The sequence below is a fragment of the Frigoribacterium endophyticum genome (genome assembly GCF_011759585.1).
In the GTDB taxonomy this organism is placed as follows: domain Bacteria; phylum Actinomycetota; class Actinomycetes; order Actinomycetales; family Microbacteriaceae; genus Frigoribacterium; species Frigoribacterium endophyticum.
This window is the reverse complement of sequence record NZ_JAAOYV010000002.1, coordinates 32,065-57,006: the sequence shown is the minus strand read 5'-3', so window position 1 is coordinate 57,006 and position 24,942 is coordinate 32,065. Positions and strand designations below refer to the sequence as shown.

Annotated in this window: 23 protein-coding genes; 19 read left to right on the top strand and 4 right to left on the bottom strand. The window is 72.9% G+C overall.

The features are described from left to right. Window positions 1–105: 105 nt before the first annotated feature. Entirely contained in the window at window positions 106–1,389 is a 1,284-nt protein-coding gene (locus tag FHR77_RS15595; RefSeq protein ID WP_208380746.1) for an aggregation-promoting factor C-terminal-like domain-containing protein, read from the bottom strand. A gap of 311 nt (window positions 1,390–1,700) precedes the next feature. Between FHR77_RS15595 and FHR77_RS07580 the strand changes: the two genes are divergently transcribed. Together FHR77_RS07580 and FHR77_RS07575 are read left to right on the top strand one after the other, a co-directional pair. After that, window positions 1,701–3,977: a polyribonucleotide nucleotidyltransferase gene (locus FHR77_RS07580; protein ID WP_056056250.1), complete on the top strand. Its 2,277-nt coding sequence runs from the start codon at window positions 1,701–1,703 to the stop codon at window positions 3,975–3,977. Between the two features lie 322 nt (window positions 3,978–4,299). Then, the gene (locus FHR77_RS07575) at window positions 4,300–5,337 is read left to right on the top strand and encodes an aldo/keto reductase (RefSeq protein ID WP_235491232.1); all 1,038 of its coding nucleotides are present in this window, start codon (window positions 4,300–4,302) and stop codon (window positions 5,335–5,337) included. 39 nt (window positions 5,338–5,376) lie between these two features. Here FHR77_RS07575 and FHR77_RS07570 read toward each other — a convergent pair whose 3' ends face one another. Then, a complete protein-coding gene (locus FHR77_RS07570; RefSeq protein WP_167259555.1) occupies window positions 5,377–5,991 on the bottom strand; it encodes a TetR family transcriptional regulator in 615 nt (204 codons plus the stop codon). Between the two features lie 225 nt (window positions 5,992–6,216). Here FHR77_RS07570 and FHR77_RS07565 point away from each other — a divergent pair, with 225 nt between their 5' ends. Both FHR77_RS07565 and FHR77_RS07560 read left to right on the top strand, forming a co-directional pair. Beyond that, the gene (locus FHR77_RS07565) at window positions 6,217–7,587 is read left to right on the top strand and encodes a M16 family metallopeptidase (RefSeq protein ID WP_167259554.1); all 1,371 of its coding nucleotides are present in this window, start codon (window positions 6,217–6,219) and stop codon (window positions 7,585–7,587) included. Between the two features lie 14 nt (window positions 7,588–7,601). Continuing rightward, complete coding sequence (locus FHR77_RS07560) at window positions 7,602–8,204, top strand: histidine phosphatase family protein (protein ID WP_056058759.1); 603 nt, start codon at window positions 7,602–7,604, stop codon at window positions 8,202–8,204. On the opposite strand, the gene FHR77_RS07555 is transcribed toward FHR77_RS07560, so the two are convergent. After that, on the bottom strand, window positions 8,201–8,722 hold the full coding sequence (locus tag FHR77_RS07555; RefSeq protein ID WP_167259553.1) for a GNAT family N-acetyltransferase: 522 nt from the start codon (window positions 8,720–8,722) through the stop codon (window positions 8,201–8,203). The genes FHR77_RS07560 and FHR77_RS07555 overlap by 4 nt on opposite strands. Before the next feature lie 50 nt (window positions 8,723–8,772). On the opposite strand from FHR77_RS07555, the gene dapB reads away from it, so the two are divergent. Together dapB and FHR77_RS07545 are read left to right on the top strand one after the other, a co-directional pair. Further along, entirely contained in the window at window positions 8,773–9,504 is a 732-nt protein-coding gene (dapB, locus tag FHR77_RS07550) for a 4-hydroxy-tetrahydrodipicolinate reductase (RefSeq protein ID WP_167259552.1), read from the top strand. Continuing rightward, window positions 9,504–9,959 carry a hypothetical protein gene (locus FHR77_RS07545; protein ID WP_167259551.1) on the top strand — a complete coding sequence of 152 codons (456 nt, stop codon included), beginning with the start codon at window positions 9,504–9,506 and terminating at the stop codon, window positions 9,957–9,959. The genes dapB and FHR77_RS07545 overlap by 1 nt, the downstream gene beginning before the upstream one ends. A 12-nt stretch (window positions 9,960–9,971) precedes the next feature. Here FHR77_RS07545 and FHR77_RS07540 read toward each other — a convergent pair whose 3' ends face one another. Continuing rightward, on the bottom strand, window positions 9,972–10,877 hold the full coding sequence (locus FHR77_RS07540) for a TIGR01777 family oxidoreductase (protein WP_167259550.1): 906 nt from the start codon (window positions 10,875–10,877) through the stop codon (window positions 9,972–9,974). A gap of 191 nt (window positions 10,878–11,068) precedes the next feature. Between FHR77_RS07540 and thyX the strand changes: the two genes are divergently transcribed. The 13 genes from thyX (at window position 11,069) to FHR77_RS07475 (ending at window position 24,937) form a co-directional block, all read left to right on the top strand. Beyond that, window positions 11,069–11,827: an FAD-dependent thymidylate synthase gene (gene thyX / locus FHR77_RS07535; RefSeq protein WP_056058756.1), complete on the top strand. Its 759-nt coding sequence runs from the start codon at window positions 11,069–11,071 to the stop codon at window positions 11,825–11,827. Window positions 11,828–11,922: 95 nt separating this feature from the next. Next, window positions 11,923–12,900: a 4-hydroxy-tetrahydrodipicolinate synthase gene (dapA, locus tag FHR77_RS07530; protein ID WP_056056233.1), complete on the top strand. Its 978-nt coding sequence runs from the start codon at window positions 11,923–11,925 to the stop codon at window positions 12,898–12,900. Continuing rightward, window positions 12,897–14,573 (top strand): ribonuclease J, encoded by a 1,677-nt coding sequence (locus FHR77_RS07525; RefSeq protein ID WP_167259549.1) that lies wholly within the window; start codon window positions 12,897–12,899, stop codon window positions 14,571–14,573. Before dapA ends, FHR77_RS07525 begins: the two co-directional genes overlap by 4 nt. A 127-nt stretch (window positions 14,574–14,700) precedes the next feature. Continuing rightward, complete coding sequence (locus FHR77_RS07520) at window positions 14,701–15,714, top strand: permuted SH3 domain-containing protein (RefSeq protein ID WP_167259548.1); 1,014 nt, start codon at window positions 14,701–14,703, stop codon at window positions 15,712–15,714. Then, window positions 15,714–16,457 carry an ABC transporter ATP-binding protein gene (locus FHR77_RS07515; RefSeq protein WP_167259547.1) on the top strand — a complete coding sequence of 248 codons (744 nt, stop codon included), beginning with the start codon at window positions 15,714–15,716 and terminating at the stop codon, window positions 16,455–16,457. The genes FHR77_RS07520 and FHR77_RS07515 overlap by 1 nt, the downstream gene beginning before the upstream one ends. After that, on the top strand, window positions 16,454–17,683 hold the full coding sequence (locus FHR77_RS07510; RefSeq protein ID WP_167259546.1) for an ABC transporter permease: 1,230 nt from the start codon (window positions 16,454–16,456) through the stop codon (window positions 17,681–17,683). Before FHR77_RS07515 ends, FHR77_RS07510 begins: the two co-directional genes overlap by 4 nt. Window positions 17,684–17,750: 67 nt before the next feature. Further along, on the top strand, window positions 17,751–20,597 hold the full coding sequence (locus tag FHR77_RS07505) for a DNA translocase FtsK (protein WP_167259545.1): 2,847 nt from the start codon (window positions 17,751–17,753) through the stop codon (window positions 20,595–20,597). A 3-nt stretch (window positions 20,598–20,600) separates the two neighbouring features. Continuing rightward, entirely contained in the window at window positions 20,601–21,245 is a 645-nt protein-coding gene (pgsA, locus tag FHR77_RS07500) for a CDP-diacylglycerol--glycerol-3-phosphate 3-phosphatidyltransferase (protein ID WP_167259544.1), read from the top strand. Next, window positions 21,242–21,736: a nicotinamide-nucleotide amidohydrolase family protein gene (locus tag FHR77_RS07495; RefSeq protein ID WP_167259543.1), complete on the top strand. Its 495-nt coding sequence runs from the start codon at window positions 21,242–21,244 to the stop codon at window positions 21,734–21,736. Before pgsA ends, FHR77_RS07495 begins: the two co-directional genes overlap by 4 nt. 143 nt (window positions 21,737–21,879) lie before the next feature. Continuing rightward, on the top strand, window positions 21,880–22,188 hold the full coding sequence (locus FHR77_RS07490; RefSeq protein WP_167259542.1) for a helix-turn-helix domain-containing protein: 309 nt from the start codon (window positions 21,880–21,882) through the stop codon (window positions 22,186–22,188). A 93-nt stretch (window positions 22,189–22,281) separates the two neighbouring features. Beyond that, window positions 22,282–22,506, top strand: coding sequence for a DUF3046 domain-containing protein (locus tag FHR77_RS07485; protein ID WP_056056219.1), 225 nt, complete (start codon window positions 22,282–22,284; stop codon window positions 22,504–22,506). 293 nt (window positions 22,507–22,799) lie between these two features. Then, window positions 22,800–23,861, top strand: coding sequence for a recombinase RecA (gene recA / locus FHR77_RS07480; RefSeq protein ID WP_056058750.1), 1,062 nt, complete (start codon window positions 22,800–22,802; stop codon window positions 23,859–23,861). Then, window positions 23,858–24,937: a regulatory protein RecX gene (locus tag FHR77_RS07475; protein WP_167259541.1), complete on the top strand. Its 1,080-nt coding sequence runs from the start codon at window positions 23,858–23,860 to the stop codon at window positions 24,935–24,937. Before recA ends, FHR77_RS07475 begins: the two co-directional genes overlap by 4 nt. Window positions 24,938–24,942: the final 5 nt, after the last annotated feature.

The following is a 24,942-nucleotide window of genomic DNA, read 5'->3' as shown; positions in this document are numbered from 1 at the left end:
TCCTGCACGCAGGAGGGGGGCCGTCCTCGTTCGTGGGCGGCGAGTGGCCACGACCTGCTTCGTCCCCGTCGGGGGAGCAGCGCTTCGTGACCGCTCGCCGTGCGGTCAGTACCAGTTGTTCGCGACGGAGTGCGCCCAGGCCGCGCACATGGTGCCGTACCGGCCGTGGATGTAGCTGAGGCCCCAGTCGACCTGGGTGCGGTAGTTCGTCTGCCAGTCGAGGCCGGCGCTGGCCATCTTGGAGCCGGGGAGGGCCTGCGGGATCCCGTACGCGCCTCCGGAGGGGTTCGTGGCGGTGGTCCGCCACCCCGACTCCTTGTTCCAGAGCTGGACGAGGCAGGAGTACTCGGCACCGGTGCCGACCTGGCTCGCGGCGTAGGCCTTCGCGCCGGCCGGGTCGTTCACCGCGCCGGACGGGGGAGCCGTCGAGCCCCCGGGCGCCGGGGCCGGGGCAGGGGCGGGCGCAGGAGCAGGGGCAGGAGCTGGCGCCGGGCGTGACCCGGACGCCGCCGAGCCCGAGGCCGGTGCGGCCGTCCGGGCGGCCGTCGCTGCCGCCGCCGCCTCCGCCGCTGCCGCCGCCTCCGCCGCCCGCGCCTGCTCCGCGATCGCGGCCTTCTCGGCCTCGCCCTGTCGGTACTGCCGCTCGACCTCGGCCGAGGTGTCGTTGAGCGTCGCGAGCTGGGCGTACAGCTGGTCGGACTGCGTCGTGGCCGTCGCGACCGCCGTGTCGGCGGCGGCCTGCGCGGCCGTCGCGTCGGCGGCCCGGTCGGCGGCCTCGTCGGCGAGCCGCGACTCCTCGGCACGGGCGACCTGGGCCTGCGCGGTCAGCGAGGCGACCGTGCCGCTCGTCGTCGTCGCCTCGGCGAGGACCCCGCGCCACCGGTCGCCGAGCTGGGTGAGCGCCCCCAGCTGGTACAGCACCTGGTCCGGGTCCGTGGCGACGAGCAGCTCCGTGGACGGCGCCTGGGGCCCGCCGACCCGCGAGAGCCGCGCGGCGAGCTGGCCCGCCTGCTCGTGGGCCGCCTGCTCGGCGGCCACCGCCGCGTCGGCGTCGGCCTGCAGGCGGTCGGCCCGGGTGCCGGCGGCGGCCTCCTGCGCGGCGGCCTCCGCGCTGGTCGCGGTCGCCGCCACCGCGGCGTCGCCCCGTGCGGCGGCGGTCCGCTCGAGCCCGTCGAGCGCCGCCGTGACGGCGACGACCTGCGCCTGGGTCGCTGCAGCGTCGCCCCGTGCGGCCTCGACGTCGGCCCAGCTGGGGGCGTCGGCCGCCGACGCGGGGCCCGCCCCGGCCAGGGTCGACAGCACGAGGGCGAGGGAGGCGGTGGTCGCGACCACGAGGCTCGCCCGGCGGGCGGCACGGCCGGGTCGGCGGGAGGGGGCGGTCGGGGTCACGCGTCGACCTTAGCCGCGGCGCCCGCCCGCCTCCCGGCCCGCGGAGGCCCCGGTGCTAGGATCGCGCACGGAGCAGGCCGGTCTCGGCTGCTGGTCACCGGTGGTGACAGGCGGATCCCGCCCCGGTCCCGGCGCTCGTCAGCGCCGGTCGGGCAGAGGGCTCCGACCGTTCCCACTGATGGCCAGACGAACGACCGGCGCACCGCGCCGTCGTCCGTGCACGTCCTTCGTGCCCGCCGCCCCGCCCGCTCCGGATGCACATCGATGCCCACACGGGGCGTCGATGCAAAACAAAGAGGAGTAGCCCCCACATGGAGGGTCCAGAGATCAAGTTCGGCGAAGCCGTCCTCGACAACGGCAAGTTCGGCAAGCGCACCATCCGATTCGAGACCGGTCGTCTCGCCCAGCAGGCCCAGGGAGCCGTCGCCGCCTACCTCGACGACGACACCATGCTGCTGTCCGCCACGAGCGCCAGCAAGAAGCCGAAGGACAACTTCGACTTCTTCCCCCTCACCATCGACGTCGAGGAGCGCTCGTACGCCGCGGGCAAGATCCCCGGCTCGTTCTTCCGTCGCGAGGGCCGCCCCTCCACCGAGGCCATCCTCGTCTGCCGCCTCATCGACCGGCCCCTGCGCCCCTCCTTCGTCGAGGGCCTGCGCAACGAGGTCCAGGTCGTCATCACCGTCCTGAGCATCGCGCCCGACGAGTTCTACGACGCCCTGGCCATCAACGCGGCCAGCGCCTCCACCCAGATCTCGGGCCTGCCCTTCTCCGGCCCGATCGCCGGTGTCCGCCTCGCCCTCATCGGCGACCAGTGGGTGGCCTTCCCCAAGGCCTCGCAGCTGGCCGAGGCCGTCTTCGACCTGACCGTCGCGGGCCGCGTCGTCACCGACGCCGCCGGCAACGAGGACGTCGCGATCATGATGGTCGAGGCCGAGGCCACCGAGCACGCCTGGGGCCTCATCCAGGGCGGCGCCACCAAGCCCGACGAGGCCGTCGTGGCCCAGGGCCTCGAGGCCGCCAAGCCCTTCCTGAAGCAGCTGGTCGACGCGCAGTCCGCGATGGCCGCGCAGGCCTTCAAGGAGATCGCCGACTACCCGGTCTTCCTGCCCTACACCGACGAGGTCCTCGCCGCGGTCACCGAGGCCGCCGGCTCCGAGCTCTCCGAGGTCTACAAGATCGCCGGCAAGATCGAGCGCCAGGACGCCGACGACGTGCTCAAGGGCAAGGTCAAGGACGCCGTCGCGGCGAAGGTCGAGTCGGGCGCGCTGCCCGAGTCCGCCCTCGGCCAGGTCTCCGCCGCCTACAAGACGGCCACCAAGAAGGTCGTCCGCGACCGCATCCTCACCGAGCAGGTCCGCATGGACGGCCGCGGCCTGGCCGACATCCGTCCGCTCGACGCCGAGGTCCAGGTCATCCCGCGCGTCCACGGCTCCGCCATCTTCCAGCGCGGCGAGACCCAGATCCTGGGCGTCACCACGCTGAACATGCTCAAGATGGAGCAGCAGATCGACTCGCTGAGCCCGGTCACGAAGAAGCGCTACCTGCACCACTACAACTTCCCGCCCTACTCGACCGGTGAGACCGGCCGAGTCGGGTCGCCGAAGCGTCGCGAGATCGGGCACGGCTTCCTCGCCGAGCGCGCCCTCGTGCCGGTGCTGCCCAGCCGCGAGGAGTTCCCCTACGCGATCCGTCAGGTGTCCGAGGCCCTCGGCTCCAACGGCTCGACGTCGATGGGCTCCGTCTGCGCCTCGACGCTGTCGCTCCTCAACGCCGGCGTCCCGCTGCGCGCCCCCGTCGCGGGCATCGCCATGGGCCTCGTCTCCGACGAGGTCGACGGTCAGACCCGCTACGCGGCCCTCACCGACATCCTCGGTGCGGAGGACGCCCTCGGCGACATGGACTTCAAGGTCGCCGGCACGAGCGAGTTCGTCACGGCCATCCAGCTCGACACGAAGCTCGACGGTCTGCCGACCGCCGTGCTCGACGCCGCCCTGAAGCAGGCCAAGGAGGCGCGCACCGCCATCCTCAGCGTGCTCACCTCGGCGATCGACGCGCCCGACGAGATGGCCCCGACCGCGCCCCGCGTGATCTCGGTCCAGATCCCGCAGGACAAGATCGGCGAGCTGATCGGCCCGAAGGGCAAGACGATCAACGCGATCCAGGACGAGACCGGCGCCGACATCTCCATCGAGGAGGACGGCACCGTCTACATCGGCGCCGTCGACGGCCCCTCGGCCGAGGCAGCCCGCGCCCAGGTCAACGCCATCGCGAACCCGACCAACCCCGAGGTGGGCGAGCAGTTCCTCGGCACGGTCGTCAAGATCGCGTCGTTCGGCGCCTTCGTCTCGCTCCTCCCCGGCAAGGACGGCCTGCTGCACATCAGCGAGGTCCGCAAGCTGGCCGGCGGCAAGCGCGTCGAGAACGTCGAGGACGTGCTCGGGGTCGGCCAGAAGATCCTCGTCGAGATCACGAAGATCGACGACCGCGGCAAGCTGTCGCTCGCTCCGGTCGTGGCCGACGAGGCCGACACCGACTCGAGCGGCGCTGCCGGCGAGAGCGACGACGCGTCGGTCGACCTCGGCTAGTCGCTGACCGTCAGACACGGCCCGCCCCCGACCTCGGTCGGGGGCGGGCTTCGTCGTCCCCGGGGGCGCCGAGAGTGCCCCGGAGGGGTGTGACAGGCGGTGCTGCCGTGCCTCCTGAGGCCCCGAGGAGGCGCCCCCCGAGAATCTGAGGGATGTTCTCGTAACGATCGGGTGCGGCGGCGTGCCGAGCACCGCTCCGGCCCGTAGTCTCGACGTGAGGGCCCGATCCAGCTCGCCGTGACCGATGGTCGCCACGGTCGGCGGGGTCCTGTCGTCGGTGCCCGACGAGAGCCGCCAGACCAGCCTCGGAGGGGTGACGCGAGTGAGCGAGACCACGGCGCGCGCCACCGGTGCCGAGGCTCCCCGTGCCGCCCCCGCCCGCCCCCCGCGGCGCTCGTCCGTCACCGACGCGACCGTCCCCGTCGACCTCGGCGTCATCCAGCCGCGACGCCGCCTCGGCACGTCCGACCTCCGCGTCTTCCCCATGGCGATCGGCGGCAACGTCTTCGGCTGGACGGCCGACCAGACCGAGACCGAGGCGGTGCTCGACGCGTACTACGACCTCGGCGGCAACTTCGTCGACACGGCCGACTCGTACGCGGGCGGTCGAAGCGAGATCATGATCGGCTCGTGGATGAAGCGTCGCCGCTCCCGCGACGACGTCGTGCTGTCGACGAAGATCGGCAAGAGCGCCGATCACCCCGGGCTCACCCCGCGGGCGGTCGAGCGGGCCGTCGAGGCGTCGCTCGAACGACTCGGCACCGACCACGTCGACCTCCTGTACCTGCACGTCGACGACACCGAGGTGGCGTTCGAGCGCACGCTGCTCGCCGTCGACCACCTCATCCGGGCCGGCAAGGTCCGCTGGTTCGGGGGAGCCCACCACTCGGGCAACCGTCTCTACGAGGCGCGCATCGCCGCGGGCATGCTCGGGGTGGCCCCGATGGTGGCCCTGCAGAACCAGTACAACCTCATGAACCGCACCGAGTACGAGGGCGGGCTCTCGAAGGTCGCCGCGCAGCTCGGGCTGGCCGTGATGCCGCGCTTCGCCCTGGCGAGCGGGTTCCTGACCGGCAAGTACCGCACCCGGGCCGACGTCTCGCGCACCCGTCGCGGGAAGGACGTCTCGCGTCACCTGACGAAGAAGGGCCTGCGGGTCCTCGCCGAGCTCGACCGGGTCGCGGCGGTGCACGACGTGTCGCCGGCCGCCATCTCACTGGCGTGGCTGCTCGCGAAGCCGAACGTGGTCGCACCGGTGGCGAGCGCCACGAGCGCCGCTCAGGTCGCCGAGCTCGCCCAGGCGGCTCAGGTCCGACTCACGCGCACCCAGGTGCTGGAGCTCGACCGAGCCTCGGCCTGAGGTGCCCGCTCCGGTGCGGAGCGGGTCAGGTGTCTCGCGTCAGGCGCTGAGGAGGCGCTCGACGGTGCGGCGCAGGGAGGCGGCGGCCGCGATGGCGTCGCCGGCGTAGGCGCCGATCTGTGCGCCGTCCCACGCGAGCAGGAGGTCGTCCGCCGCGTCGCCGGGCATCGGGTGCGCGGCGTCCTTGAAGAGGTCGACGAGGGCGTCCGTCTGCCACTCGCGGTGCTCGGCGATGCTGGCGCGGACGGCGTGGGTCGGGTCGCTGAACTCGGAGGCGGCGTTGGCCCAGGGGGAGCCCCGGTAGCCGGGGGCCTGCAGCTGCGCGACCACCGACTCCAGCAGGGCTCGGATGCGCTCCGCGCCGTCCGGGTGATCCTCGACGAGGGCGGCGAGGGCCTCGACGTCGCGCTCGTGGCGACCGGCGAGGTACTCGAGCACGAGGGTGTCCTTCGCGCCGAAGTGCTTGTAGAACGTGGCCTTGGTGACGCTCGACTCGGCGATGAGGCGATCGACGCCCACGACGCGGATGCCCTCGTCGGAGAAGAGGCGGTCGGCCGTCGTCAGCACGCGGGCGCGGGCGCCGGGCGTGGTCTGGTCGGCGCGGGGACGCCCAGGGAGACGCTGGACGGCCGGTTGGGGGGAATCGACCGTCACAGCGTGGCTCCTTGGGACTCGGTGGCTCGAGCCGCGTCGGGGGAACGCGTGCTCGGGACCTCCAGGACGTCCACAGCCGCCGACGACGACTGATCAGGGGGGTGGTGCCGCCGTCGGTGACATCACTGTAGCATCGATGAGGACAGACGGACTCGTCTGTTTGTCCACATCCACGTCCCCCAGTTCGGGTGACGGCGCCGGAGGGCATCCCGTAGGCTCGCTCTGATGACCGGTCCTGTCTCCCTGCCCCTCGACGCGGTCGAGCTCTCCTTCGTCGCGACGGGCGACGCCCTCGTCCGCCGCAGCGTCCTGCCGACGGGGGTGCGCATCCTCAGCGAGCGCATGCCGGGCGCGCGCAGCGCCACGGTGGGCTTCTGGGTCGCGGTGGGCTCGCGTGACGAGCAGGAGGGCGAGCGGGGCTCGACCCACTTCCTCGAGCACCTGCTCTTCAAGGGCACGACGACGAGGTCCGCCCTCGACATCGCGGTGGCCTTCGAGTCGGTCGGCGGCGAGCACAACGCCGCGACCGCCAAGGAGTACACCTGCTACTACGCCCGCGTCCGCGACGTCGACCTCGACGACGCCGTCGACGTGCTGGCCGACATGCTGACGTCGGCGTCGCTCGACCCCGTCGAGTTCGAGACCGAGCGCGGGGTCATCCTCGAGGAGCTGGCGATGGCCGACGACGACCCGGCCGACGTCGCGGGCGAGCGCCTCTTCGAGTCGGTCTTCGGCGACCACCCCCTGGGCCGCCCCATCGGCGGCACCCCCGAGAGCATCCGCGCCGCGTCGCGCGACGACGTGCACCGCCACTGGCGCGAGAACTACCGGCCCCGCGACCTCGTCGTCACCGTCGCCGGCGCCGTCGAGCACGACCACCTCGTCGAGCGCCTCACGGCCGCCCTCGACCGGTCCGACTGGTCGACGGAGGCCGCGTCGCCCGTGGCCCGGCGGTCGACCACCGCCGTGGTGCCGACGCCGGCCGAGCCCGTCACGATCGTGCGGCGCCCCCTCGAGCAGGCCACCGTCCTGCTCGGCCTGCCGGGCATCTCCGCGGCCGACGAGCGTCGCTCGTCGCTCGCCGTGCTCAACTCCGTGCTGGGCGGGGGCATGTCGTCGCGCCTCTTCCAGGAGGTCCGCGAGCGTCGCGGCCTCGCGTACTCGGTCTACTCGTTCGCGTCGAGCTACTCCGACGCCGGGGTCTTCGGCCTCTACTCCGGCTGCACGCCGTCCAACGCCGGTCGGGTGTCGCGCCTGATGCTCGACGAGCTCGACCGCCTCGCCGACGAGGGCATCACCGACGACGAGCACCGTCGCGCGGTCGGCCAGCTCGGCGGCGCCGCCGCCCTCGCGCTGGAGGACAGCGACACGCGCATGAACCGGCTCGGCCGCGCCGAGCTGTCGCTCGGCGAGTTCGTCGACCTCGACGCCTCGCTCGACCGCATCGCGCGCGTCACCACCGACGACGTCCGCGAGCTCGCCGGTGCACTGCGCGGCGGAGCTCTGTCGACGGTCGTCGTCGGCGACCTCGACGCTGCCGACCTCGCCGTGCCGAGCGCGCCCGACGCACCCGGCCCGCCCGCCACCACCCCATGAACCAGGAGACGACGGTGTCCCACTACCTCTACCTCGTCCGGCACGGCGAACAGCAGGACGCCGAGCACGGGCTGCCCGACGGACCGCTCTCCGAGCGGGGCAAGCGCCAGGCGCGCCTGATCGCCGAGCGCCTCGGCGGCGTGCCGTTCGACGCCGCGTGGCACTCGCCGCTGGAGCGCGCCGCCGAGACGGCCCGCATCATGACCGAGCGGCTCCCGGCCCTCGAGTCGCAGCCCTCGACGCTGCTCTTCGACTGCGTGCCGTCCGGCCCGACGCCCGACATGCCCGCGGCCTACAAGCCGTTCTTCGGCGGGGTGACCGACGAGGAGGTCGAGGCGGGGCAGGCGCAGATGGCCGACGCCGTCTCCGAGTGGCTGACCCCGGCCCGCGAGGACCGCCACGACCTCCTCATCACGCACAACTTCGTGATCGGGTGGTTCGTCCGCGAGGTGTTCGGGGCTCCGGACTGGCGCTGGATGGGCGTCAACCAGGCCAACGCCGGCCTGACGATCATCCGCGTCCGCTCGGCGAAGCCGCCGGAGCTCGTCACCCACAACGACCTCGGGCACCTTCCGGTCGAGCTGCGCACCGGCCTCCCGGTCGAACAGCCGATCTAGCGGGGAGGAGCCGTGCGGCCCAGGGCCTTGCGGTACCAGGCCGTCGCGTTCGGGTTGGCGTTGTAGGGCTCGATCCGCTCGTAGCCCGACGAGCGGTAGAGGCCGCCCGCGGCCGCGAGGCTGTCGTTCGTGTCGAGCACGAGCTCGTCCGCACCGAGGTCGCGCGCCCGGCGCTCCAGCTCGTCGAGCAGCGCCCGGCCGAGCCCCCGGCCCCGCCCGGCGGGGGAGACGAAGAGGTGCTTGACCTCGAAGCGCACCTCGCCGCCGGGCCCCGGAGCCACGGCGCGGACGCCGCCGCAGCCGAGCGACGCCGACTCGTCGGGGCCCGGCGCCGCGCCGGCGTCCTCCTCGGCGACGACGAAGACGCCGGCGGGCGGCGTGAACGCGGCCGGGTCGGGGAGCGTGGCCACGTAGGCCGCCGGCCCGCCGGGGAAGGTGCGGGCCCGCTCGGCGAAGTAGGCGGTCAGCAGCTCGGCGGCGACGGGCGCCGTGACGTCGACGGGGCGGAACCTGCTCATGGGCACCATGCTAGGTCGCCCCGGCGGCCCCGGCCGGTAGGTTGGTCCCCATGACTTCCCGCATCGCCGTGGTCGGGGCCACGGGCACGCTCGGCTCGTTCATCGTCGGCCTCGTCGAGCGCACCGACGGCCTCGAGCTGCACGCCGGCCTGTCGTCGCGCGACGACCTCGACGGCGTCCTCGGCGCCGACCTCGTGGTCGACGTGACGCACCCCGCCGTGAGCCCCGGCATCGTCGAGCACGTCGTCCGGGCCGGCCTCCCCGTGCTCGTCGGCACCTCGGGCTGGAGCGCCGAGCGCGTCGCGAAGCTGTCGACGATCGTCGCCGACGTCGCGGGCCCCGGCGTCCTCGTCGTGCCGAACTTCAGCCTGGGGTCGGTGCTGGCCACGCGGTTCGCGACGATGGCGGCCCGGTTCTACGACTCGATCGAGATCGTCGAGTCGCACCACGACGGCAAGGTCGACTCGCCCTCCGGCACGGCCGTCCGCACCGCCGAGCTCATCGCCGAGGCCCGGCGCGACCTCGGCCCGGTGGCCGCCCCGTTCTCCGACCAGCGCGCCCGCGGCCAGCAGGTCGCGAGCGTGCCGGTGCACAGCCTGCGGATGCGCGGCGTGGTCGCCCAGCAGTCGGTGATCCTGGGAGGCGCGGGGGAGACCCTGACGCTGACCCACGACACGCTGTTGCAGAGCGCGTACGAGAAGGGCCTACTGGTCGCGATCGAGGCGGCCCCGACCGTCAGCGGCGTCGTGGTCGGCCTCGACCGCGTGCTGCCCCTCGACTGATGAAGGGCCGCGTCGCCGCGCTCGTCATGGCGCTGCTGCTGCTGCTCTACGTCGTGCTCGTCGCGCAGCGCGCGTACCTCTTCCTCCGGACGGGCGAGCCGATCGCGGTCGTCCTCGGCGCCGCCCTCGTGGTGCTGCCGCTGCTCGGCGCCTGGGCGCTCGTCGTCGAGCTCCGCTTCGGTGCCCGGACCCAGCAGATGGTCCGTGAGCTGGCCGCCTCGGGAGAGCTCCCCGTCGACGACGTGCCGCGCCGCGCCTCCGGCCGGTACGACCGCGAGGCCGCCGACGCCGCCTTCCCGCGGTGGGCGGCGGAGGCGGCGGAGTCGCCCGACGACTGGCGCTCCTGGTTCCGGCTCGGGCTGGCCTACGACGCGTGCGGCGACCGCCGGCGGGCCCGGCGGGCCCTGCGCTGGTCGATCAAGCTCCGCGGGGAGGCGGCGGCCGCCTCGCGCTGACCGCCCGCCCTCTCAGAGGGTCGAGACCAGGGCGTCGACGGCCTCGTCGACGGTGCGGTGACGGAAGGCGAAGCCGTCGGCGAGGAGCTTGGCGGGCACGACCTGCTGGCTCGGCAGCAGCATCTCGCGCCCCGCCTCCTGCATGGCGCCGGAGATGACGAACTCGGGCACGGTGAGGGCGTAGGGCTTCCCGAGGTCACCGGCCAGCCGGCGGGTCAGCTCGTCGCTCGTGGCCGGCGTCGGGCCGGCCAGGTTCACGGGCCCCTCCAGGGTCGACGTGAGCAGGTGCACGATCGCGGCGGCCTCGTCGTGCAGGCTGATCCACGGCCAGAACTGGTCGCCGGTGCCGAGGCGCGAGCCGAGGCCGAGGCGGGTCAGGGGGAGGAGGGGCTTCAGGGCGCCGCCGGGGCCCACGACGACGCCGGTGCGGAGGTGGGCGACGCGCGTGCCCGAGGGCGCCTCGGCGGTCGCGGCCTCCCACTCGGCGACGACGTCGCTGAGGAAGCCGGTGCCGCGGGGGCTCTCCTCGGTCAGGCGCTCCCCGGGGCGGTCGCCGTAGATCCCGACGGCCGACCCGCTCAGGAAGACCGTCGGCGGCGTCTCGGCCCGGGCCATGCCCCGCGCGAGGGTCTGGGTCGCCGACACGCGCGACGCCACGATCTCCTTCTTGTAGCCCGGGGTCCAGGGCAGGCGGCCGAGGTTCGCGCCGCTGAGGTTCACGACGGCGTCGGCCCCGTCGAGCACGGTGTAGTCGACGATGCCGGCGGCGGGCACCCAGGTGACCTGGTCGTCGTCACGGGCCTCGCCGCGGACGAGCGCCACGACGCGGTGGCCGGCCTCCCGCAGCTGCCGGGTGAGCTCGGTGCCGACCAGGCCGGAGGCGCCGGAGACGAGGACGGTGAGGGGTGCGTCGGTCATGGGGCCCTGGCTTTCACGGTGCGGGGGAGCGGGGAGGGAGGTGCTCCCCGAGAGCGTAGGCGTGCCTCCTGGTGGTCGTCCCGAGGCACACGGGCGAGGCGGCCGGGAGGGCGCCCGGGGAGGCGCTCGGTGGGAGGGGCTGCGGAGGTAGAGTCGTCGCCGTGTCTGATGCCGCTGCCGTTGACCCTGTGATCCAGTCCGCCGAGAACCACCCCGTCGAGCACGACGTCGAGTTCCGCTCCGACGTGACCGTCGAGCTCGTCCGCTCCAGCGCGCACGACAGCGACGTGCTGTTCGCCGCGCGCGTGTCGACGATGGGCGAGCTCACCCTCGAGGGCGCGCAGGCCTCCGCCGAGGGCGAGCAGGCGACCAAGGGCGCCGGCCTCATCAACTACCTGATGCGCGACCGCCACGGCTCGCCGTTCGAGCACAACTCGATGACCTTCTACGTCCAGGCGCCGATCTTCGTCTTCCGCGAGTTCATGCGGCACCGCATGGCGAGCTACAACGAGGAGAGCGGTCGCTACCGCGAGCTCAACCCGGTCTTCTACGTGCCCGCCGAGACGCGCAACCTGCAGCAGGTCGGCAAGCCCGGCGCCTACGACTTCCTGCCCGGCACGCCCGAGCAGTCGGCCCTCGTGCGGTCGGAGACCGAGCGCACGTCGCGCGAGGCGTACGCCGCCTACAAGCGCATGCTCGACGAGGGCATCGCCCGCGAGGTCGCCCGCATCGTCCTGCCGCTCAACATCTACTCGTCGATGTACGTCACGGTGAACGCCCGCTCACTGATGAACTTCCTCAGCCTCCGCACCAAGCGCGAGGGCACGCACTTCCCGTCGTTCCCGCAGCGCGAGATCGAGATGTGCGCGGAGAAGATGGAGGACCTCTGGGCCGAGCTGATGCCCCTCACCTACGCGGCGTTCGGCAAGAACGGCCGCGTCGCGCCGTAGGGCCGGCCACCTCGGGGAGGCGCGCCGACGTCGTCGACGCCGGTCGCGCCTCCTGCACGCCCGCCCCGACGGAGCGAGCCAGTACGCTGGTCGACGTGTCTGACATCAGCAACCCCTTCGGGCAGGTCCTCGTCGCTCTCGTCACCCCGTTCACCGCTGACGGCGAGGTCGACTGGGCCGCGACCGAGAAGCACATCGACGACTGCATCACCGCGGGTGCCGACGGCATCGTCGTCACCGGCACCACCGGCGAGACGAGCACGCTGACCGACCCGGAGAAGCTCCGGCTCGTCGAGGTCGGCAAGTCGGTGTCGGCCGGCCGGGCGAAGATCATCACGGGCGGCGGCTCGAACGAGACCGCGCACGCCATCCAGCTCTACAAGGCGAGCGAGGCGGCGGGCGCCGACGGCGTCATGATCGTCACGCCGTACTACAACAAGCCCACGCAGGCGGGCGTCCTCACGCACTTCCGCATGATCGCCGACGCGACCGACCTGCCGGTCATCCTCTACGACATCCCCGGCCGCACGGGCATCCCGATCAAGTACGAGACGCTGCTGCGGGCCGCGAAGCACCCGAACATCGTCGCCGTGAAGGACGCCAAGGGCGACTTCGCCGAGGTGAGCCGGGTCATCAACCAGACCGACCTCCTGTACTTCTCGGGCGACGACGCGAACGTCCTGCCGCACCTCTCGATCGGCGCCTCCGGCCTGATCGGGGTCACGGCGAACATCGCCGCCGCGCCGTACCGCACGATCGTCGACGCCGTGAACGCGGGCGACCTGCACACCGCCACCGCGGCGCACCAGATGCTCGAGCCGCTCGTGCGCGCCGTCATGACGCACGTGCCCGGCACGGTCGCGGCGAAGTACATCCTGCACGGCCTCGGCCGCATCTCCAGCCCGCGCGTGCGCCTGCCGCTCGTCGGCCCGGAGGACAGCGAGGCCGCCCTGATCGAGGACGAGCTGTCGCACGTCGGCGAGATCCCCGGCCTCGACCTCAGCCGCTTCCGCCCCGACCGCAACGCGGCGGCCGGCGGCGCCCTGCCCAAGGTGCACGGCACCACGCGATGAGCCCGACGATCCAGGACCCTCCCGCTCTCGAGCCCGGCACGCTGCGCGTCGTGCCGGTGGGCGGACTCGGTGAGATCGGCCGCAACATGACGATCTACGAGATCGACGGCAAGCTGCTCGTGGTCGACTGCGGCGTGCTCTTCCCGGAGGAGCACCAGCCCGGCGTCGACCTGATCCTTCCCGACTTCTCGCCGCTGCGGGACCGCCTCGACGACGTCCTCGCCATCGTGCTGACGCACGGCCACGAGGACCACATCGGCGCCGTGCCGTACCTGCTCCGCCTCCGCGCCGACATCCCGCTGATCGGGTCGCAGCTGACCCTCGCGCTGATCGAGGCGAAGCTCAAGGAGCACAGGATCACGCCGTACTCGCTGACCGTCCGCGAGGGCGGCCGCGAGACCCTCGGGCCGTTCGAGCTCGAGTTCGTCGCGGTGAACCACTCCATCCCCGACGCCCTCGCCGTGGCCATCCGCACCTCGGCGGGCCTCGTGCTCCACACGGGCGACTTCAAGATGGACCAGCTGCCGCTCGACGACCGCATCACCGACCTCCGGGCGTTCGCCCGGCTGGGCGAGGAGGGCGTCGACCTCTTCCTGCCCGACTCGACCAACGCCGACGTCCCCGGGTTCACGGCGCTCGAGCGCGACATCGGCCCCGTCCTCGACGACGTCATCCGCCGCGCGCCGCGCCGGGTCGTCGTCGCGAGCTTCTCGAGCCACGTCCACCGCGTCCAGCAGGTGCTCGACGCCGCGCACGCGAACGGCCGCCGCGTCGCCTTCATGGGGCGCTCGATGGTCCGCAACATGGGCATCGCCGCCGACCTCGGCTACCTGAGGGTGCCCGACGGCGTGCTGATCGACGCGAAGAAGGCGAAGGACCTCCCCGACGACCGCATCGTCTACATGAGCACGGGCTCGCAGGGCGAGCCCATGGCCGTCCTGGCGCGCATGGCGAACATGGAGCACCAGATCGAGATCGGCCGCGACGACACGGTCATCCTCGCCTCGAGCCTGATCCCCGGCAACGAGAACGCCGTCTACCGGGTGATCGACGGGCTCACGAAGCTCGGGGCGAAGGTCGTGCACAAGGGCAACGCGAAGGTCCACGTCTCCGGCCACGCCTCGGCCGGCGAGCTCCTGTACTGCTACAACGTGCTCCGGCCCCGCAACGTCATGCCGGTCCACGGCGAGCACCGGCACCTGTACGCCAACGCCGCCCTGGCGGTCCGCACCGGCGTCCCCGAGCAGAACACCGTGCTCGGCGAGGACGGCGTCGTCGTCGACCTGAAGGACGGCGTGGCCACCGTCGTCGGCCAGCTCGACCTCGGCTACGTCTACGTCGACGGCTCGACCGTCGGCGAGATCACCGACGCCGACCTGAAAGACCGGCGGATCCTCAGCGAGGAGGGCTTCATCTCGATCTTCGTCGCCCTCGACGCGCAGACCGGCCGTGTCGTCGTCGGGCCCGAGATCCAGTCGCGCGGCTTCGCGGAGGACGACTCGGTGTTCGACGCGGTGCTGCCGAAGATCATCGCGGCCCTGGCCGAGGCCGCCGAGGGCGGCACGCGGGACACGCACCAGTTCAGCCAGGTCGTCCGCCGCACGGTCGGTCGCTGGGTCAACACGCAGCACCGCCGGCGCCCGATGATCGTGCCGGTCGTCATCAGCGCGTAGGGCCTCGGGGCCGCCACGAACGAGGGGCCTCCGCCGCCGGGAAGTCATCCCGGCGACGGAGGCCTCCGTCGTCCCCCGCTCCTAGGGTGAGCACGTTCCGTCCGTTGCTCCGAAGGGGGAGTCGCCCGTGCGCGTGGCCAAGACCTGGATCTTCCCGATCCTCCGCATCCTGATCTTCACCGCGATCGCCGTCGCCCTCGTCAAGCTCGCGTTCTTCGCCGCGCCGGAGGCCGCGTCCGGCTCGGTCGCCGTCCCGACCGGCGAGGCGGTCGAGCCCCAGGTCGCCGTGGCGGTCGGCACCGTCACGAACGACGTCACCGTCGACGCCACGGTCGAGGCCGACGCCGCGTCCGTCGCTCCGGCCACCCTCGCCGGCACCGTCGTGACGGTCGTCGTCGAGAAGGGCCAGGTCGTCGCGGCGGGCGACAAGATCGCCACGCTCCGCTCGGAGACCCCGCAGGAGGCGCTCGTCGCGGCGGACGGGACGGTCACCGAGCGTGCCCCCGTCGTCAAGACCGCCGTGGTGGCGGCCCCGGTGGCCGGCACCGTCACGGAGCTCCCCGTGATCAAGGACCAGATCGTGGCCGTGGGCGACCCGGTGGCGAAGGTGGCGCCTCCCACCTTCCACGTCACGGGCTCGCTGGCCGCCGACCAGCTGTACCGCCTGGTCAGCCGCCCCACGGAGGGCACGGCGTCGATCCCGGGAGGGCCGGCGCCGTTCGCGTGCACGGCGCTCGTCGTGGGCGGCGTCGGCGCCGCGGTGCCGTCGACGTCGGGCGACGGCGGCGACCCCGCCGCGACCGGCACCTCCGGTCAGTCGGTGAGCTGCGCCGTGCCGGCCGACGTCACGGTGTTCGCCGGGCTCGCGACGACGTTGACCATCCCCGCCGGCGTGGCGACCGACGTGCTGACCGTCCCGCTCACCGCCGTCGAGGGCGCGGCCGGCAAGGGCGTCGTGACCGTGGTCGGCGCCGACGGCACGCAGGAGGAGCGCGAGATCACGCTCGGCATCAACGACGGCACGGCCGTCGAGGTGACGGGCGGCCTCGTCGAGGGCGACACGGTGCTCGAGTTCGTGCCGGGCGCCGTCGCCCCGCAGGAGGGCTGCGTCGACCCGATGACCGGAGAGGTCCTCTGCTGATGCCGCTGATCCGGCTCGAGGGCGTGACCAAGACGGTGCCCCTGGCCGACGGGGCGGCCCTCGACATCCTCCGCGGCGTCGACCTCGTCGTCGACGCCGGGGAGCACGTGAGCATCGTGGGCCGCTCCGGCTCGGGCAAGTCGACCCTGCTGAACATCCTCGGCCTCATCGACGCGCCGACCACGGGCACGCACTCGTTCGACGACGTCGACGTGAGCGGGCTCCGGTCGGGGGCGCGTGACCGTCTGCGGGGCGAGCAGGTCGGCTTCATCTTCCAGCAGTTCAACCTGCTCCAGGGGCGGACGGCGCTCGAGAACGTCATGACGCCGCTGCTCTACGCGCGCGGCCGACGGTTCTGGCGGCGACGGTCGATCGCCGCGGAGATGCTCGAGAAGGTCGGGCTCGGCGACCGGGTCGACTCGATGCCGCACCGTCTCTCCGGGGGCGAGCAGCAGCGCGTCGCCATCGCCCGCTCGCTGGTGCGCGACCCCCGCGTCATCCTCGCCGACGAGCCGACGGGGGCGCTCGACATCGAGACGGGCGCGACGGTCATGCGCCTCCTCGACGACATCTCGTCCGACACCGGCGCGGCCCTCGTGACGATCACGCACGACCTCGCGGTGGCGGGCCTCGCGGCCCGGCACTACGCGCTCGACGCCGGCGTGCTGTCGGCGGCCCGGCTGGGCGGCGAGCTCGCCGGCCCGTCGGCGCTCGTGCCCGGGACCCCGGGGGCCTCGGCGTGAGCGGGCTGCTGTCGGGCGTCGTGGGAGCGTTCGTCGAGGCCTGGTCGGAGCTGCGGGTCAACAAGCTGCGCGTGCTGCTCAGCCTCGTCGGGGTCGCGGTCGCCGTGGCGGCGCTGACGGCCGTGGTCGGCCTCGGCAGCCTGGCCGAGCAGTCGACGCGGGAGTCGTCGGAGAAGTCCGGGGGCCGACCGGCCACGTACACGGTCTCCGCCTACACGACGGGCGCCGGGGTGCTCGACCCCGCCCTCGTCGACCGGGAGTTCCGCTCGACGATGTCGCGGTACGACGTCACCTGGGCGTCGGAGGCCCTCTACACGACGCGCTCCGTGCAGCTGCCGGGCGGGCTCACCGACGTGTCGGCGCAGATCGTCGACCCCGAGTACGGCGAGATGCACCGCGTCGCCCTGGCCGAGGGGTCCTGGTTCGTCGACGGCGACGAGCGTCGCATGGCGCCCGCGGTCGTCGTGAACGAGGCCCTGTGGGAGCAGCTCGGCCGTCCGCCCGTCTCGTCGCACCCGACCCTGCAGCTCCGCGGCGCCGACTCGGCGACCGGGGTGGTCGTCGGCGTGACCGCCGCGCTCTACGAGGGGGAGTCGCCCGCGATATTCCTCCTCCCCTCCGAGGAGCTCGACCTCGTGCCGGTCTCGCAGGGGGGCTACCCGGAGTCACCGCAGTACGAGATGTGGCTGCCGCCGGGGTCGGGCGACGAGCTGAGCGCGATGGTGCAGGGCAACCTGGCCGCCGCCCTCGGCGACGACGTCCAGGTGGACGTGAGCCGGACGGACTACGCCGCGTACGCCGGCGACACCGATCCCTTCCTGCCGATCAAGCTGACGATCACCGGAGTCGGGGTGCTCGTGCTGCTGCTCGGCGGTCTCGGGCTCGTCAACATCGCCCTGGTGACGGTCCGCCAGCGCATCCGCGAGATCGGGGTGCGGAGGTCGTTCGGGGCGACGGCCCCGCGGGTCTTCTTCTCGGTGATGCTGGAGAGCGTCGCGGGCACCGTCGTGGCCGGCGTGGTGGGCGTGGTGGTGGCCGTCCTGGTCGTGCAGAACGGCACCGTGCAGGGGTTCATCGCTCAGGGTGCGGTCGACGACCTTCCCCCCTTCCCGATCACCGCGGCCCTCGTGGGCCTCGGCTCCGCGACGCTCATCGGCGCGGTCGCCGGGCTCCTGCCGGCCCTCGTCGCGGTGCGCGTCAAGGTCATCGACGCCATCCGCTACTGACCCCGCCCGCCGCTGACGCGCCGCCCGCCTCCGACCCGCGTCGGGGGCGGGCGGTACCCTCGAGCCCATGGCCACGCCCACCAAGCAGACCCCGCGATCGCGCTCCGGCTCCCGCGCGTCCGGCGCCCGCGGCGCGACGGCTGCCACCAAGAAGCTCCCGACGCCCCCTCCCGCGGCGGTCGACCCGGGCCCCGGCGTCGTCACGCGTGCCTGGATGGGCCTGGCGCACGCCACCGGCGGCGCCTTCCGCCTGCTCGGCCGCGAGGCGCTCGACGCCAGCGAACGCCGCGACGGGGTGCCGTTCCTGCTCGTGCTGCTCGCCGTCGCCGGCGCGGCGGTCGAGTGGCTGAACCCGACGAGCCCCGTCGCGCAGGCGCTCGACGCCTACACGTTCGGGGCGTTGGTCGGGCGGGTCGCCTACGCCCTGCCGGTGATCATGGTCCTCTTCGCGGGCTGGCTCTTCCGGCACCCGGCTTCCGTGCACGACAACACGCGGATGGGCATCGGCCTCGGCCTGATGATCGTGTCGATCAGCGCGCTCTGCCACATCTTCGGCGGGCAGCCCCAGGCCGCGGAGGGCCTGCCGGCCCTCGCCGGCGGCGGCGGCGTGCTCGGCTGGCTCGTCGCCTCCTGGATGGTCGCCCTGGCCACCGAGTGGGTGGCCGTCCCGGTGGTCGTCGTGCTGCTCGTCTTCTCCGTCCTCATCACGACCAAGACCCCGCCGAACCACATCGGTCGACGCCTCGGCGAGCTCTACGCCTGGCTGTTCGGCGCGACCGCGGCCGAGCCCGGCACCGCCGAGGCCGCCGACGGGTCGATCGACGACGCCGAGAGCCTCCCGTGGTGGCGACGCACCAAGAGCGGTCGAGAAGACGACCCCGCCTACGACACCCCCGTCCTGACCGAGGCGCCGCCCGAGCGGTCTACCCGCCCGTCCCGGCGCGATCGCCGGGCCTCCGGCCCCGCCGCGGTCGAGGCCGCGCCGACGAGCCCCCGCTTCGTCGACGAGGGCGCCACCGACGTCTTCGACATCAGCCTGCTGGACGAGCTCGACCGGGCCGAGGAGGCCGTCCGCGCCCGGGGCGTCGAGGTGCCCCCGGCCCCGGCTGCTGCCCCGGCTCCGGCCGCGGTCCGTGACGACTCCGCGACCGCGGCGACGACGGTGCTGCCGAGCGTGCCCGCGTCGCTGCCGCCCGCCGACCTCGCCGAGAGCGACGTCGCCGCGGCGGTGCTCGCCCCCGACGACGACGAGCTGCCGCCCGCGTCGCTCGACGTCGACGACGACTCGCCGCAGGCTTCCTACCGGCTGCCCGCCGCCTCCACCCTGGCCGTGGGCCCGCCCGCCAAGGCCCGCAGCGAGGCGAACGACGAGATCGTGCGCTCGATCACCGAGGTGCTCCGGCAGTTCTCGGTCGACGCCAAGGTCGTCGGCTTCAGCCGTGGCCCGACGGTCACCCGCTACGAGATCGAGCTCGGCCCGGGCGTGAAGGTCGAGAAGGTCACCGCGCTCAGCAAGAACCTCTCGTACGCGGTCGCGTCGAACGAGGTGCGCATCCTCTCGCCCATCCCCGGCAAGAGCGCGATCGGCGTCGAGATCCCCAACACCGACCGCGAGACGGTGTCGCTGGGCGACGTGCTGCGCTCCGGAGCCGCCGCGAAGAGCGTGCACCCGATGACGATCGGCGTCGGCAAGGACGTCGAGGGCGGCTACGTCGTCGCCAACCTCGCCAAGATGCCGCACCTGCTCGTGGCCGGCGCCACGGGCTCGGGCAAGTCGAGCTTCGTCAACTCGATGATCACGTCGCTGCTGATGCGTGCCAAGCCGACCGACGTGCGGATGGTCCTGATCGACCCGAAGCGCGTCGAGCTCTCGATCTACGCGGGCGTGCCGCACCTCATCACCCCCATCATCACGAACCCCAAGAAGGCCGCCGAGGCGCTCCAGTGGGTCGTGAAGGAGATGGACATGAGGTACGACGACCTCGCCAGCTTCGGCTTCCGGCACATCGACGACTTCAACCGCGCCGTCGTGGCGGGCGAGCTCGTCCTGCCCGCGGGCAGCGCGCGCACGCTCAAGCCCTACCCGTACCTGCTCGTGGTCGTCGACGAGCTCGCCGACCTCATGATGGTGGCCCCCCGCGACGTGGAGGACAGCATCGTGCGCATCACGCAGCTGGCCCGCGCCTCCGGCATCCACCTCGTGCTGGCGACGCAGCGCCCCTCGGTCGACGTCGTGACCGGCCTGATCAAGGCCAACGTGCCGTCGCGCTTCGCCTTCGCGGTGTCGAGCGTCACCGACTCGCGCGTCATCCTCGACCAGCCGGGCGCCGACAAGCTGATCGGTCAGGGCGACGGGCTCTTCCTGCCGATGGGCGCCTCCAAGGCGATGCGCGTGCAGGGCGCCTGGGTGCAGGAGGACGAGATCGCCCAGGTCGTGGCGCACGTCACGCGTCAGGCGCGCCCCGACTACCGGCCCGACGTGGCCGCGGTGGTCGAGAAGAAGGAGATCGACGGCGACATCGGCGACGACCTCGAGCTCCTGCTCGCGGCCGCGGAGCTCGTCGTCAGCACGCAGTTCGGCTCGACGTCGATGCTGCAGCGCAAGCTCCGGGTCGGCTTCGCCAAGGCGGGTCGCCTGATGGACCTGATGGAGTCGCGCGACATCGTCGGCCCCTCCGAGGGCTCGAAGGCGCGCGACGTGCTCGTGACTCCCGAGCAGCTGCCGGGTGTGCTGGCGAAGCTGAGGGGCGGTGACGACGAGCACGGGGTGGGCGCACCCGCCGGCCTGTCCTCCGGGTCGAGCCCGCGACCGGGCTACGGCGACGACCCCGTCGCCGAGATGACGCGGGGCTACGACGAGGTCGACGGTGACGAGGGGTCGGAAGACGCCTGGGGCCTGACCGGGAGGGACTGACCCATGACCGACGACCGCAGCGGAGGCGCGTCCTCCGCACCGGCGACCTTCCCCCTCCGAGGGCGCTTCGCCAGCAAGGGCCCGGGGCCCGCGAGCACGGCCAACATCGCCAACGTGGTGACGGTGGTGCGGATCCTCATGGCCCCGCTGTTCATCGCGTGGCTGCTCGTCGACGACGGTGCCGACGGGCCGCTGCGCATCGCGGCGGCGGCGCTCTTCGTCGTGGCGATCCTCACCGACAGCCTCGACGGCGCCCTCGCCCGGGGGCTGGACCTCGTCACCGACTTCGGCAAGATCGTCGACCCGATCGCCGACAAGGTCCTCATCGGCGGAGCGCTCGTCTCCCTGACGATCCTCGGCGAGCTGCCGTGGTGGGTGACGGCCCTCATCCTGCTCCGCGAGGTCGGGATCACCGTCTACCGGTTCATCGTCATCCGGGACCGCGTCGTGCCGGCGTCCCGCGGGGGCAAGCTCAAGACGGTCCTCCAGGCCGTGGCCGTCACGCTCGCCCTCTTCCCGCTCTGGAACGTGTTCGGCGAGGGGATGCACTGGGTGAACGGCGTCCTCATGACGGCCGCCCTCGTGGCGACCCTCGTCTCCGGGGCCGACTACCTGCGCGTCGCCGTGAAGCACGGGCGGGGAGCGTGACCGCCGACGCGTCGTCCGTCGTCCACGAGCTGGCGCGTCGCGGCCAGACCGTCGCGGTCGCGGAGTCGCTGACCGGCGGGCTCGTCGTGGCTGAGCTGGTGTCCGTGCCGGGAGCGTCCGCCGTCGTGCACGGGGGAGTGGTGGCCTACGCGACCGAGCTCAAGCACACCGTCCTCGGCGTCGACGCCGCACGGCTCGCCGCGACGGGGCCCGTGGACCCCGACGTCGCGGCGGCCATGGCCGCGGGCGTTCGCGAGCGCCTCGCCGTCGCCGGGGCACCGGCCACCCTCGGCCTCGCGACGACCGGCGTGGCCGGGCCGGGCCCCCAGGGAGACCTGCCCGCGGGCACGGTCTACATCGCGCTCGCCACGGCCGACGACACCCGGGTACGGCGTCTCGACCTCCGGGGCGAACGCGGAGCCATCCGATCGGGCACCGTCTCCGAACTCCTGTCACTGCTGGCTGAGTGGCTCGACGACACGCGGGAATGATCCGCGTTTCGGTCTCGTTACAACTGCCGGGTTCACAAGCGTCGTACAGATCGTGGTCGTTACAGTGACAACGATCGTCGCGCAGATACACCCGCCCACCACTGACGTCCGTCTGGTGGGTCGTCCATCCGGAGGAGGGTCCCATGGTTCTGGTTCGTCAAGAAATCGGTGACGTCCTTCGCGACTTCCGCCTGCAGAAGGGCCGGACGCTCCGACAGGTCGCCAGCAAGGCGAGCGTCGCGCTCGGGTACCTCAGCGAGGTCGAGCGTGGTCAGAAAGAGGCCAGCTCCGAGATCCTCGCGTCGGTGGCCGACGCGCTCGAGACGCCCATCTCGGTGATCATGCGCGAGGTGGGTGACCGCATTGCGGTCATCGAGGGCCTCAACCCGATCCCCGACACGCTGCCCGACGACCTCGTCGCCGAGTTCGACACCGACCTCGCGGTGCGCTGAGCTCCCGCTCACCACGTCGCCCGAACGCCCCCGGCCCAGGCCGGGGGCGTTCGTCGTGTGCGGGGCGAGGGGCGTCGCGGGTACCCTCGAGCGATGCGCAAGAGCGAGTTCAGTCGTGCCGTCGCCGACGAGTTCGGAGAGGCCTACGGCCGCGTCGTGACCCGCGACCTGGTCATCGCCGAGCTCGGCGACCGCACCGCCGACGAGGCCGTGGCCCAGGGCGTGCCGCCGCGCGACGTCTGGCTGGCGCTCTGCGCCGCCGAGGGCGTGCCCGTCGCCCGGAGGCACGGCGTCGGGCTGCCCGAGCCCCGGCGCTGAGCCGTGTTGCCGCTCGTCGGAGCGTTCGACACGCCGTGGACGGCTGTCGAACATCCGTTCGGATCGGTGTAGCGTCCTCCCCAGGGCGTCGAAGCCCCGTGTTCTCCCCCGGCCACCATGCCGGCACCCCCGGTGTCGGTGGTGGCTCGTAGCGTTCACTGCATCGACGTTCCACCGGTCCCGACCCTCGTCGGGGCCACCAGCCTTGTCGTCACGCTGAGCTCCTTGCCCCACCGGTGCCCAGCGACGCGACAGCCTACAGGCGCACGGACATCACCCCGAAGGAGAACAGCATGCCCTCAGCAGAGAACCGCGAGAAGGCCCTCGAGACCGCTCTCGCGCAGATCGACCGTCAGTTCGGCAAGGGTGCTGTCATGCGCCTCGGCAGCGACGAGCGCGCTCCCGTCGCCGTCATCCCCACCGGCTCGATCGCGCTGGACGTCGCGCTCGGCATCGGGGGCATCCCCCGCGGCCGCATCGTCGAGATCTACGGCCCCGAGTCCTCGGGAAAGACGACGCTGACCCTGCACGCGATCGCCAACGCCCAGCGCAACGGCGGCATCGCCGCCTTCATCGACGCGGAGCACGCGCTCGACCCGGAGTACGCCAAGAAGCTCGGCGTCGACATCGACGCCCTCCTCGTCTCCCAGCCCGACACCGGTGAGCAGGCCCTCGAGATCGCCGACATGCTCGTGCGGTCGGGCTCCATCGACCTCATCGTCATCGACTCCGTCGCCGCTCTCGTGCCCCGTGCCGAGATCGAGGGAGAGATGGGCGACTCGCACGTCGGCCTCCAGGCCCGCCTGATGTCGCAGGCTCTGCGCAAGCTGACCGGTGGCCTGAGCCAGACCGGCACGACGATGATCTTCATCAACCAGCTGCGCGAGAAGATCGGCGTGTTCTTCGGCAGCCCCGAGACGACCGCCGGCGGCAAGGCGCTCAAGTTCTACGCGTCGGTCCGTCTCGACATCCGTCGCATCGAGACCCTGAAAGACGGCACCGACGCGGTCGGCAACCGGACGCGCGTCAAGGTCGTCAAGAACAAGATGGCGCCGCCCTTCAAGCAGGCCGAGTTCGACATCCTCTACGGCGTCGGCATCTCGCGCGAGGGCAGCCTGATCGACTTCGGGGTCGAGCACGGCATCGTCCGCAAGTCCGGTGCCTGGTACACCTACGAGGGCGACCAGCTCGGTCAGGGCAAGGAGAACTCGCGCAACTTCCTGATCAAGAACGCGCCCGTCGCTGACGAGATCGAGCAGAAGATCCTCGCGAAGCTCGGCGTCGGCGCTGCTGCGGCACCGGCGGCCCCTGTCGAGTCGATCGAGGCGAAGATCGCCGCTCGCAAGGGCGCATGACGCACGACGACGAGCAGGGCGACGGCTCGGCCCTCGCCCCCGTGACACCGCTCTTCGGTGTCCGAGGTGCGGGGTCGGGCCGTCGGCCCGCGTCCAGCGACGTGCCTCCCGCGCCGGTCGGCGACGACGACACCACGGGCCCGCGACGCCGTCTCGACGTGGTGCCCCCGGCCGAGCCGGTCACCGCCGAGCCGCTCGATGCCTCTGACGACGCCGACGTCCTCGACCCTGACGGTGACGTGCAGCTCGACCCCGTGACGGGCTGGGCGGTCTCCGGCCCGCTGGGCTCGGCAGCCGGGCGGCCCGACGCCGTCGACGGCGCTCGCGCCGTCGACGAGGCGGGCGTCGAGGAGGGCGAGACGTCGTCGACTCCCGGCGATCCCGTCGCCGAGACCGCCGAGCGGCTGGCGGCGATCAGTGCCCACTGGTCGGCCCGCACGTCGGAGGAGCCGACCGCGGAGAAGCCACCGGCGTCCAGCTCGCCCCGCAGCCGGTCACGGCTCCGCGCCGTCGAGCCCACGGTCCTGCCTGACGCGGAGGCGGCCGAGCCGGAGCCGGAGCCCGAGCCCGAAGGCCTCGACGCCCAGCGGCGACGTGCCGAGAACGTCAGCCTCCACGCCCTGTCGCGCCGCGGAGTGTCCTCCGCCGAGATGACGACGCTGCTCCGCGGCCGTGACCTCGACGAGGAGGTCGTGCTGGGCGAGGTGGCTCGCCTGGAGGGCGTCGGGCTGCTCAACGACCGCGAGCTCGCGGAGAACCTCGTCCGTTCCAAGCAGGAGCGCAAGGGTCTCGGTCGGGGAGCCGTGACGTCGGAGCTCCGGCAGCGCGGGCTCGACGCCTCGGTCGTCGAGGAGGCCCTGGCCGACATCGACGACGACGACGAGCAGTCTCGGGCCGACGAGTGGGCCCGCAAACGCGTCGGGTCCCTCCGTGGGCTCGACCACGCCACCGCCGAGCGGCGGCTGAACGGGTACCTGATGAGGCGCGGCTACCGGTCCGACGTCGTCCGTCGTGCCATCGAGAAGGTGCTGCCGCGCGGCGGCAGCCCGCGGGGAGGCGGCGTCCGCTTCGAGTGACCGAG